Below are 12,319 nucleotides of genomic sequence, written 5' to 3'. Positions count from 1 at the left end.
AGGAGCGAGCGATGACAGAGTCGATGCAGGAGCGGTTGGACAGGGCCAGGGCACATCTGGAGCAGACCCAGAAGGCCGTGGCCGACGCGAAGGCACACCTGAGCACGGCATCGGCCACGGTGCGGTCGCGGGACCGCAGCGTCGAGGTCACCGTGAATGCCCAGGGGCACCTCGGCGAGGTGAAGTTCCTGGACGGCAAGTACCGGAACATGGGCGCAACGCAACTGGCGGCCTCTGTCCTGGAGGCATCCCGGGAGGCCCACGCCCAGATGGCGCGAACGGTGATGGACGCCTTCCGGCCGTTCTCCGACACCCCTCGGGATCTCCTGCCCCGCAGCGAGGGAGTGGACACGGACTGGGAGGGCATCTTCGGCCCGCTCATGGACACGGTGAGGCGCGGGGCAGCCGCACGGGGCGGGGCCAGCGACCACTTGCGCGACGAGATCACCGAGGACCCGGAGAGGAAGGGGTAGGGGCGGATGGTTTCCGGAAACAATTTTGAGGCTGACCTCGCCGGGATCAAAGCCCTCGCGGATTTGGCGGAAGAAATCGCGGATGGCATGAGGGGCACGCTGAAGGCGTATCAAGATGAAATGGAGGGAATCTGGAACTGGTTCGGATTCACGGATTCATACGCCCGCGAGACCGGACCTGGCTTCCGGCGTGCCCAGGAGCAGTTCACGGAAGCGCTGCTGGCCGCTGCGGCCGCCTTCAACGCGATCAAGGCGGCCCTTGGAGAGGCGCAGTACGAGGTCACGGATGCCCAGGGCTGGGCCAACGGCGAGATCGCGCAGGGTCTGGATGCCACGGAGAACTTCGACTTCGGGGCCGGCGGCAGGCGCTGAATCATGCTCAGAGATTTCATGGACTTCACGGCAGCGGAGAGGTGGTGGTATTTCGTCCTGATCGGTGAGCAACCCCTCGAGGCGTCCTCCGACATGGCGTACGAGAACAAGGCGCCGCACGACGCGCTGGCGCGGCGTCTGCAGGGGTATCGCTCACGCATCGCAAAGTTGTCGTCCATGGCGGAGGGTGCTCTGCCGCCCGACGTGGTGGAGGAGTTCAGGGGGGCGACGTCGAAACTGCTGGACATGGTGGACCAGCTCTCCGAGCAGGCGGGAGGGCAGGGGGACGAACTCACCAGGCAGTCGAACAACATCATGACGTCCAAGATCGAGCTGCAGATCGAACTTGCCGCATTGGTGTTCGAACTTGCCGCCATCGCCGGGCTGTCATGGTTCACGGGCGGGTTGTCGTTACTCGACACCGCGATAGCGAAGGCCCGTACCACTGTTTCTCTTCTGACGATTCTCACGAACCTGCTGGGTGGGGTCCCTGGGCCGTTCTCTCCGCTTCTGGAGGCGCTCCAGGAAGCGCTCACCAACTTCGCCGCGCAGCTCATGACGATCGCGATCACCCGCGGCGACCGCCGTCCCACCAGTATCAACTGGGACGAGGTCCTCATCAGTAGCTTCGCCGGCTTCGTGGCAGGCGTTGTCGGAGACGTGGTCGCCAAGAACCTCACGAGTTTCTTCAAGAGCAACTTCAAGGACTTCCACGACAACAAGTGGGGGAATTTCTACACCAACATATTCACGGGGGCGGCGAGCGAGGGTCCCGCCGAGAGCGTGGCGGACGTGCTGACCAACGGAATCTTCTACGACAAGTGGAGGTTCGATCCGATGTCCTTCGCGGGCGGCTCCGTCAGCGCCGTCTCGGAGGTCGTCCTCAGCACCGCTCTCGAAAACATCGCGAACAAGCTGGGCAACAAGTTCTTCGACGTCGACAAATTCACCAACCTGAACGTCCTGCCGGGCCCCAACTCCGTTCTGGGCGGCGGCGGTGGTTCCGACAACACGACGTCCACGCCCGACCCGACCACGAAGTTGTCGCCCAGGCCCGTCCCGACCACCACGGACCTCACTCCGCCCCCGTCGCCGGAGACCACCGACCGGATACCCGACGTCACCCTCACCCAGACGACCTCGTCCGTCGACATGCCCGCAGACCCGGACTCGTCCAGCGTGAGCACGGACGTGGACCCGGTGTTCGACAACGCGGGGGGCGACGCTGACTCGGTGGCCACCCCGCCGACGGTGAACGAGGAACGCGTCGCCGACGCCCTGAACCCCGTGCCGACGACGGACCGCGTCCTCGACATCCCCAAGCCGCTGCCGGACACCACCGACCCGCTGTCCATCACGGACTGGCTGCAGAACGTCCCCGACGGTGCGCCGCCCCTCCAGGACCCGCTTCCGGTGGAGACGGGAACGTGGCAGGACACTTCGGCAGGCGGGACGGCCATGCCCGCACCCTCCGGCGAGGTCACCGAGCCCGGCACGGTGGGAACGCCTGGGAACGCGAACCTGCCCTCGTCCAGCACGAGTTCGTACGCGGACCCGACCGATGCCTCGGACAGCGTCGCGGGGACGGAGATCACCGTCCCGGACGAGAACGAGCAGCCCGTCACTTCGGCCCGGGCGGACTCGTCGCCCGTCCAGGAAGAGCTGCCGAACGTCCCCGACGGGCAGCCGCAACCGGAGGGCGCACAGGGGCAGACCCCGACGGCCACCTCGACCGGTGCCGCGACGCCCCACGCCCCCGCCGGCGCCGCGTCGTCGTCCGCGCCGACCGGCGTCGACCGCGCCGCCACCCCCGAGACGACGGCCACCGCCCCCGAGGCAGCTCCGGCCGCTCAGGACACCACCGTTTCCCCCGTCGACGAGATGGCGCAGCCCGTCCCGGCGCACCACCCGGCGACGGTGGAGCCGGCCCGGGATCCCGTACGCCCCGAGCAGTGGCGGCCGAAGCAGTACCAGGCCCCCGTCACGCAGGTGCACACGCAGATCGCGGCCCCGGCCGCCCAGGACCAGGCGGCGGACCCGTCCCTCGACCCCGCGACTTCGCCCGAGGAGGAGACGGCCGTCCGCACGACGGTCCAGCGTGTCGAGGCCGAGGACGGCCGCGTCGTCCGCAACCTGACGCTGGACCTCCCGGTCCGGCTCGGCGACGGGTTCTCCAACGACCAGTTCCAGCAGTTCCAGGAGCGGATGCGCGGGCTGCTGGAGGACCAGGTCAACACCGGGCTCCAACTGCCGCGCTCCGGCGACCAGCTCAACATCGACCTCAACCTGGTCCAGGACGCCCGGCATCCCGAGGCCATCGAGCTGACGGCGGCGGACATCCCGGCCCCTTCCGACCAGTTCCACATCCGGCTGTCCTCCGAAGACCCGTCGCTCAGCACCGCCGAGCGCGCCCGCCGCCAGGCCCAGAACAACGCGACAGCCCTCCGCCAGATCCTGCGCTACGCCGGTATCGACGTGGACCCGGCGACGCTGCCCCCCGGCCCTGCCGTACCGCTGGCGTACCTTCAGACCGTCGAGGACCTGACCGACTCCGGCCCGGTCGTCGCCGACCACGCGCTGACCACCCCGCCCGGGGCGTCGCCCAGCCCCGTGGTGACCACATCGAGCAGCCCCGTGGACGGCGCTCGCGATACGCAGGCCGCCGACGCCCGCAGTCCGCAGCCGCACGACGACGGCACCGACCCGGCGGACCTGCCCGAGCCGGTGGACGTGGACGACATCCCGCTGTGGGGTGTGGAGGGCGTGGGGGAGCCGCGACGCCACCGCCCCCAGCCCACTTCGACCGACCAGCCGACCCCCGTTCCTGTGGACACCGCCCCCGTCACGACGGACCCGGGCACCCCGACCACCTCGGCTGAGGAGACCGCTGAGGCAGCGGAAGTCTCGGAGGTCTCGGAGGTCGCGGAGGCCGAGCAGACGCTTACGAATGCCGACGTGTCGGACCTCGAGGCCGAGTCGGCCACGGATGCCACGGCGCTCACCAACACCACGGCCCCTGCGTCGTCCGAGCGGCCTGTTTCGTCTGCCGGTCCGTCCGGTGGCCTGTCGTTGGAGGAGTTGCAGTTCGTTCGTGCGGCTGCCGTGGAGCAGTTGAGGGCGTGGCATGTGGACCGGCCTGTGGACGATGCCACGGTGGCACGGATGCACGATCTGCTTCCTGGGGTGTGGAAGCGGAGGGAGACCGCCAAGGCGCGCGGCGAGCGCATCGCGCTGATGATCGTGAGCGGTGACAGACTGGCCGAGTTCCCCGGCACCGACAGCGAGCCGTACGCCGAGGGACGGCCCGTCGGCAGCCCAGTGGCGGTCGAGGAACCGCGCCGGGTCGGCCGGGGGCCGAGCACGGTTCCGCCGCACAAGGTACGCCCCGCCGACCGGGACATCCACGTGGGCACCAACTCCGACACGTACACCGTGGGCCGGGCGGGCTGGATCGAGCTGCCGTCCGGTGCCGTGATCTCCGCGGAGGGATGGGTCAGGCACGGATACGACTTCGTCCACCCGCGAACGGGCGCCTTCCTGCGCGGCGACACCGGCTGGGTCGGCCTGGTCGCAGACAAGGGCGCGTTGGAGCGCCGCCTGGACGCGATGGGCCCGGCGACGACACAGCCGTACACGCTGCTGTCGGGCGAGACCGGCCTGTACCTCGTACCCGACAACAGCCTGGTGGACACCGGACCGAACACCGTCGCGGCGTACATCCCGTACCCGCACACGGAACCGCACCCGCACACGGAACCGGCCTCCGTCACGACCGTCACCGACCGGCCCGAGCCCCCCGCCTACCCGGCATCTTCCGGGCAGGCCGGACGTCAGACGGCCCTCGACGCTTCCTTCGGCACGCCTCGGCCGGCGTCACAGGCCGCTGGGACTCCTGGGCCGATGTCCGTTGCCGGGCTCCTTGGTGGGGGATCGAGCGTGGAGGGGGAGTTCCCGTATCCTCTGGCGCACGACGACGATCCTGATCCCGAAGAGATGGAAGGCGTGGCGCTGGCGCTCGGTCCTAATGGCGCCGCGATCGTTTTCGAGTCCAAGGAGTACTACCTCGGGCCGGGCGGCCGTTATTACCGTGTGCAGAAGGACGCCATGGACGCGGGCGGTACCGGCGACGCGGTGACGCTTCTGGTTCCCGAGGTAATTCCCGGGGTAATGGCGAACGAACAGGGTGAGCAACGTCCTCATCCCGACAGTGTTTTCGCTCTTTATGAGTCTGCTGAGCATGCTTTCCAGCAGATTCCGGGGGAGTCGGGCAGCGCCCCGTCCATTCCGATTGAACATGTGCTGACGCCGGAGCGCGGTTGGCATCTGACGGAGGAAGCGGAAGGCTGGAAGATCGGGCCCCCGCCGGTGGGCGATGTGCCAGGCGCGCGGAGCCTGCAGCACAACGTTCGTGTGCCCGTGGGCGTGCTTCATCCCTTCCTGAGGCACGTGCTTGAGGGTACCTGGAGCGACCAGAACCACCGTTACGCCCGTGATCACCTGAGCGACGCCCTGGATTTCGCCGATGACGTCGCGGCCCGGTTCATTGCTTGGCGTGCCCTGGGATATTTCCCGGACGATCTCGGGCCCGTGCGTCCCTTCCTCGACATACGCGACCTGGCGGTTCAGAGCCTGCGGGACCATGCCGCCACCCTTTACACCGTGTTCGCCACTCTGGCCACCGCCGAAGTTGTCGCCGGTCCGGACAAGGCTCATGCGGCGGCGTTGGTGCGGCGTGATCCCCACGATCTGCTCGCCTCCCTTCCGGGAGACGCGCGCGATTTCCTGGGCACCGATGCCTCTGTTTTCATGGCGATGGCTGAGCAGCGGATTCGTGCGCGGATTCCGGATCTGGATGATCTTTACAGCGAGGTCATGGAGTGGCACCAGGGATCACTAATGCCGATATTGGATGTGGATCGGCTGGAGAACGGCTATCGGATCCGTGATTTTCTTTCCAGCGGTCTGATCGTCGGATATGCCCCGCGGACCGGGCTCAACGATGTCACGAGCATCAACTTGTTCCTGGATCCGGATGTGGGGATCAGTCTTCCCGGACACGTCGCCGAGGTCCGTTACTACGGTCGAGTTCCCGCCCCTGCCGTGATTGTGCGACAAGATCACGATAGGCTCATTTCTCAGGTGCATCACCTGAGGCCGCTCGCCTGGCGGCTCCACGAGCCGACGGCGCAAGAGATCGCGGAAATCCAGAACGCGAACGCATATGTCGCGGCGCATTACAACGACCAGTCGGTGGAACAGTCCGGCGGTGGCCAATGGGCCGGCGGTCTGCTCGGCGCCGGACCCGGTGCGGAGGCCGAACCTGTGCGGGCAGGATGGCCGATCGGGCGGGAGGTGGACCTCGGGGCGCCGCGCTTGGCGGACGGCGGGCTGGACGAGATACCGCTCGGGGACATTCCTTCGACGGCCTCCGTTGAAGGCGCGGCGGGCAAGGGTAAGGCGCCGCAGCAGCCTTACAGGTACGAGCGGAAGGTTGTCTCGTCCGGTTCGGAACCGGAGGTGCTGGGTTACGACGTGAGGCCGGACGGCGTGCTGAGGATGCCGATGCCGTGGGGTGATCTGCGGCCGACGGGCTGGGTGCGTTACGGCGACGACTTCGTCCAGGCGGAGACGGGTGCGCGGCTGTTCGGGGACAGCGGGTGGATCGGCCGGATCACCGATCCGGAGGCGCTGGAACGCGCCGTGACGGCGACTGACGCCGTGTCGTACACGCTGGTACCGGACGAGTCCGCGATGTACCTGGTGCCGGATGTCGCCCCGGACGATGCGGAGAACCCCAAGGCGGTAAGGATCCCCCTCCGGGTGACGGTTCCCACGGCTTCAGCTTCCCAAGCCGTGCAGCAGCGGGCTGACAGTTTGGCCACTCGGGCGTCAGACAGGTCCTCCGATCCAGCGATCCCAGCGCATGATGTTTACGGCCAGGCGTTGGCGGATGTGTTCGGGGAGGGTGTGAGCGCGCACCCGCACTTCCCAGCGCTTTATCGTGCGGCGCAGAAGCTGAACGCGTGGCGCGGGCCGGATCGCCGAATGCTGAACTTGTCCGTGATGGCGCGCGAGATGCTGGACCCGTCGTGGACGCGGCCGATCGGCGTGGAAGATTACAAGGCGTTGTTCTCGGCGGTGATGGACGAGGACTTTTCTGACGCGTTCTGGGTGGTAGCCAAGGCCCGGGCTGAGTGGCAGGTTCCTGCTGGTAGTGACCTTGGCTCTGTCGTCCGGCGGGTTCTGCACCTGCCGGAGGGCCACCGGCTCACGTCGAAGGACTGGGATGATCTTGTAGACCTGATCACTCGGGCCATTTCGGCGGGGCATGGCCTCCGCGACATTACCGGGCTGGCCCTTTTCCATCTGGAGACGCAGGGTGCCTTTGGCCCGGAGACGGAGATCAGGGATCTCTCGGGCAATGTGGTGGGCCGGAACTGGGCGGGGGCGAAACCCTTGCGCCTGGACACCGATCAGGTTCTCGGCTACACGGACGAGGCCCTGCTTCCTCTGCTCGAGGGCTGGTACGACGGCCCCTGGGCACAACAGGCGCAACAGGACGGGCGGCTGCATGTCTTGAGCCTGCTTCCCTCCCCGCGGCCCAACCATGTCGTCGTCGAGTTCGGCAACGGCCGCCAGTGGACGGTGCCTTCCGAAGAGGTTGCGCTACTGACCTCGCGCGACCCGCTGATGGCCGACGGGAACCCGAAGGCGGGTGTCCTGGCTGTCGGTACGGGCAGTGCCGCGGACCCGGTCAGGACCGCGATGACGAAGGCGACCCGCCTGAAGAGCTGGGCTTCTGACGGCCTGTCCGGGCTTATCCAACTGGGCGAGAAGAACGTGATCGTCACGGTGGAGACCGTGCCCCCTGGCCGGCCGGCGTCGGAGGCGGCTCTGTGGCCGTCCACGGAGCCGAAGGACGTGCAGGCGCCTTTGGCCAGTGAGGAGCCTGACGAATCGGATGCTGGTGAGTCGTCGGCGGCTGTGGCCGGTCGCGAGGATATTCACCATGCGGAGCTGGTGCGTGCGTTCGGGGAGAGCGTACTGACGCATCCGGACTATCCGGTCATTTACTCTGCGGCGCAGGGGCTGGACGTGATGCGTTCGAACGTTCCGCAGCTGGCTGATGGGGAGTTCGACCTGCTGAGCCTGAAGGTGAGCGACGCTCAGGGTGCGGACAGGTACCGAGAGCTGTTCGGCTTGGTGGTCGATACGAACCAGATCTCCAACACGTTCTGGGCGGCTGCCGCGGCCGCTCCGTCGTGGGAGAGGGACGGTGCCACTGACCTTGCCGCCGCAGCCCGGCGGCTCCTGCACCTGCCGGCGGATCACCAGGTCACGCAGGCTGACTGGCTTCGTCTCGCAGATCTTGTCAGTGAGGCCGACTCCATGGGCCTCGACGTCGGCGACCCCACGAGGCTGGCGGCTCTCCATCTGAAGTCGCTCGGTGCTTTCGGCCCGCAGTCGGAGATCAGGGATCCGTCAGGCAATGTGGCGGGGTGGAACTGGACGGGGGCCACCGAAGCGCCGATGATCCTGAACACCGATCGGGTTCTGGGCTTCGCCAGTACGTCTTCTCAGGGCGTTCACGAGTTCCCTCGCTGGTACGACAGCCCCTGGGTACAGCGGGACGGCCTCAAACCGCATGTCTATGGCCTGCTTCCCTCCTCGCAGGATGCCCGAGTCGTCGGCGACTTCGGCGACGGCGTGCTGCGGGCGGTGTTTACCGAGGAGGTTGCCGCACTGGCCTCGTTCGACCCGCTGTTGGCCAACGGGAGCCGGCCATCGGGCGTCGTGGCCGTCGGTTCGGGCAGGCAGGCCGTGGGGTTCGGGAACGAGCTGGCCGACGCGACTGGCCTGAGGAGCTGGACGTATCCCGGTCCGTCTGAGTTCGTCCGGCAGGGCGACACGATCGTGATCGGTGCGGAGCCGATGGACGGAAGGTCGCAGCCGGGGGCCCCGCGGTGGTATCCCACCGAGCCATTGTCCCCCACTGCCAGCAGTTCGTCATCCATCGCCAGTTCCGCCTCGGAGGCCGAGGAAGCCGACAGCTCTGGCACCGGAGGACGTACGTGGAGTGGTGGTCTGTCGGGTGGGGCGCGTGGCGGTTCTGGGGATGAGGAGTCGGCTGGTCCTTTGAATGCTGGTGAGTCGTCGGCGGCGGGGGCGGCTCGTGGGGATGTTTATCGTGGGGCGCTGGTTCGTGCGTTCGGGGATGTTGTCGGAGATGTCGAGCGGTCGGATCCGGCGGGTTATGGGGCTCTTCATCGTGCGGCGCGGCGGCTGGATTTGATGCGTCAGCTGGATCCGCGATTGCGTGGTGGGGTGTTTGATTTGTCCGTGCTGGCGCGGAAGTTGCTGGATGTGGCGCCGGGGCGGGATGTGAGTGTGGGTGATTACAGGAGGTTGTTCAGGACGGTGCAGGACGATCAGGATCCGGTTTCTGACGGGTTCTGGGAGGAGGTGATGGACGGTTCGGATGTTGATGTTTTGCATGAGGCGTTGGTGGACGCGTTCGGGGAGGGTTTGCTGAGGGCGTTTGAGGATGAGTATGCGGTTCTTAAGGGTGCGGCGCGGCGGCTGGATGAGATGCGTGAGCTGGATCCGCGGTTGCGTGGTGGGGCGTTTGATCTGGCTGTGCTGGCGCGGGTGATGCTGGGGGTGGTGGCGGAGCGTGCCGTCCGTGCGTATGAGTACCAGGAGTTGTTCGCGCGTGTGGTGGACGAGCCTGGGGTTTCTGACGATTTCTGGGTGACGTCCGGTGCCGCGTCTGAGTGGAGGCTTCGGGGTGTCGGGTTTGACTCTGCTGTGAGGCAAGTTCTGCATCTGCCGGAGGGTTATCCGGTTTCGCAGAGGGAGCGGGATGAGCTTGTCGGGTTGGTCGTCAAGGCTGTCTCAGTGGGGCGTGATCCGGGTGATCTGACTGAGCTGGGGGTTCTTCATCTGCAGGAGCTGGGTGCGTACGACTCAAGGACGGAGTTTGTCGGTCTGTCGGGCGGGGCGGTGGTGGGCCGGAACTGGGGGGAGCCGGCTGGGGAGCGGACGCGCCTGAACACGTATCAGGTTGTTGTGCCTTTGGATTCGTATCAGATCGGTGTGTACGGGGGGCCCTGGGTGCAGAAGGGCGGGCCTGGAGCGTATGTGGTGGGCCTGTCTCCCTCTCCGCGGCTCGGGTATGTGGCCGGCCATTTCGGTGGGAGTGTTCTGCGGGAGGTGACTTCTGCGGAGGCTGTGCTGCTGGTCTCGCGTGATCCGTTGCTGGGTGGCGGGGGTCCGTGGGCGGGTGTCGTGGCCTCTGGTGTGGGGGTTGAGGAGGCGAAGCGGTTCAAGGCCGCGCTGGCGAGGGAGACCGGTCTGGCGGGCTGGACCTTTGATGGTCTGTCCGGGATTTTCCGGTTGCCTGAGACGGGTGTGGCTGTGGTCGGCACGCAGCCGGGCGAGTCTGTTGCGCCGGGGCTGGAGGCGGAGGCGGCGGCTGTCAGGTGGGGGGTTGCGGAGCCGGGGGGTGTGCTGCCGGAGGTTTCCGGGAAGTCTGCTGTGCGGCGGGACCCGGGGGTGATGACTGCCGAGGCCTACGTCGTGATGCTGTCGGCTCTGCAGCGGATGGCTGAGAACGCGCCCTCGGATGTGGTCAGCCGCCTGGATGCCGCGGGTGACGCGCCGGGTGAGACTTACGGTGATATTCCCGTTGGGCTGGAAGACACTGATTCGGTCGACGGAATTTATGAATTGTATGCGAGCTCCCCGGGGACCGGTACTGGGGCGCGGCCGCGGCCGGGTTTCGAGGCTGATGCGTTGCAGCAGTTGTTCTTTGGTCCCCCCGGCCGGCCGTCAAGTCCCCAGGCGAGTGACGCCTATGGGGCGGATGTGCTTTTGGGGAAGGCCGAGGCGTTGCGGCGGCTTGCTCGGCTGAGGGCGGAGGAGCCGGTCACGTTCGAGGGGATACCTGAGGGCATTCAAGATCTGGCTCGGCGGGTCTTGGGCCTGGGTCCCGGTGAGGTGAGCCGCGGGGATGTTCGTCGTCTGGGTGCGCTGGCTCTTTCCGCGTCTCCGGAGGAGTTGGCGACCGAAGCGGCTCTCATGTCCTATCAGTCGGCCCTGCTGGCGAGGCTCACGTCCCCTCGGCCGGGCTACGCTGATAGGTATGGGGGTGACACTGAAACTGAATTCGAGTCCGATTCGGATTCGGGTGGTGGAGTTGGTGATGCTGATCTCCTGGCGAGGCTCACGTCCCCTCGGCCGGGCTACGCTGATAGGTATGGGGGTGACACTGAAACTGAATTCGAGTCCGATTCGGATTCGGATTCGGGTGGTAGAGTTGGTGATGCTGATCTCCTGGCGAGGCTCACGTCCCCTCGGCCGGGCTACGCTGATAGGTATGGGGGAGACACTGAAACTGAATTCGAGTCGGATTCGGATTCGGACAACGAAATTGATGGTGCTGCTGTCGGGGATGCCGCGGGCGGTGACGGCGATATTTCCGTCGGGCCGGAAGACGATGAGTCGGTCGGCGAAGGGGCCGTCCCGGAGACCGGCCGTCAGGACATCGAGGCGCGGCGTGCCAGGCCGCTGGCGACGGTGAACTACGGCGTCGTGGACAACCGCGGCGACGGTGTGCTGTTCCGCCGGCCATGGAGTGCCCCGCGGGGTGAGGAGTACTCTCCCCGCGCGATGGCGGGGAACCAGAACGCCCCGAAGTTTCTGCTGTCGACGCTGGATTATGCCGAGACACTCATCGCCGATCGTCCCAGACTTCAAATCTCCTCGGACCGTACGCTCGCCGTGGAGAACGGTGTTCTGGGACAGCAGGTCTTCGCGACGGCCGAGGCTGTCGACAGGGCGTCGGTCAAGCTGGTACGCGCCGGCAGTGGGGTGCGGCTGGAGATCGATGAGGACCTGAGTGTCACCCTGCCCACCGCTGACGGGGGGACCAGGCAGCTTTTCCGGGTTACTCCCGTGTTCCTGACCCGTTCGGGAGCCTCCGAAGAGGAGGCGTCCCGAGACTTCGCCAATATGGTGTCCGGCATCAACCGTGCCTCGCATTTGGTCTTCTCCGCTTCCCCGGAGGGTCAGGCGGTCACCGCGCCGGTCAATGTCTCCGACAGCGTGGAGGTAACCGGGACGCACTACCTCGCCGCTGCCCTGGCCGATGTGGCGAACGGTGACATCTCACTGGATGACGTGACTCCGAAGTGGGCGGCCTCCTTTGTTCGTCAGGACGACCGGCTCACGGGTGTTCGTCAGAACGACCGGCTCACGGGCGAGGGTGGTCCCCTGCCCGGCCAGTCGTACGGCAGTGCGCTGAGTCTTTCCGAACCCGACGCTTCGCGGCGTGACGCCCTGTCGGACGCGGCTCGTCGTCTGCGGATCAACGAGTACGCGTTGGCCGACATCGGCGAGGGATACCTGGTGCAGTCCATTGCCGCACCCGGAGCGCAGGGACAGCCGAGTCTGGAACGCAACTACGCCAAACC

Annotated in this window: 3 protein-coding genes (1 of these 3 only partly in view); all 3 read left to right on the top strand. The window is 66.8% G+C overall.

Features of this window, described 5'->3' with window-relative positions; translation table 11 throughout:
* Window positions 1–11: 11 nt before the first annotated feature.
* Tightly spaced (at most 18 nt apart), the 3 genes in view from AB0959_RS08655 to AB0959_RS08645 form a layout consistent with a single transcriptional unit that may run on beyond the window.
* Window positions 12–473, top strand: a complete 462-nt coding sequence (locus tag AB0959_RS08655; protein WP_366825583.1) for a YbaB/EbfC family nucleoid-associated protein — start codon at window positions 12–14, stop codon at window positions 471–473.
* Window positions 474–479: 6 nt separating this feature from the next.
* Window positions 480–845: a hypothetical protein gene (locus AB0959_RS08650; RefSeq protein ID WP_366825582.1), complete on the top strand. Its 366-nt coding sequence runs from the start codon at window positions 480–482 to the stop codon at window positions 843–845.
* 18 nt (window positions 846–863) lie between these two features.
* Window positions 864–12,319 carry the start of a lonely Cys domain-containing protein gene (locus AB0959_RS08645; protein ID WP_366825581.1) on the top strand. The gene runs 21,523 nt beyond the window's last position, so the window shows 11,456 of its 32,979 coding nt (coding positions 1–11,456); its start codon is at window positions 864–866; its stop codon lies beyond the right edge, outside the window.

The organism is Streptomyces sp. NPDC046862 (assembly GCF_040704615.1).
Classification (GTDB): Bacteria; Actinomycetota; Actinomycetes; order Streptomycetales; family Streptomycetaceae; genus Streptomyces.
Note: the sequence above shows the minus strand (reverse complement) of the source record. Positions and strands in the feature narration are given on the sequence as shown.

Coding starts and splice junctions, on each gene's coding strand:
- AB0959_RS08655 (WP_366825583.1), top strand. CDS start 12: ATGACAGAGTCGATGCAGGAGCGGTTGGACAGGGCCAGGGCACATCTG.
- AB0959_RS08650 (WP_366825582.1), top strand. CDS start 480: ATGGTTTCCGGAAACAATTTTGAGGCTGACCTCGCCGGGATCAAAGCC.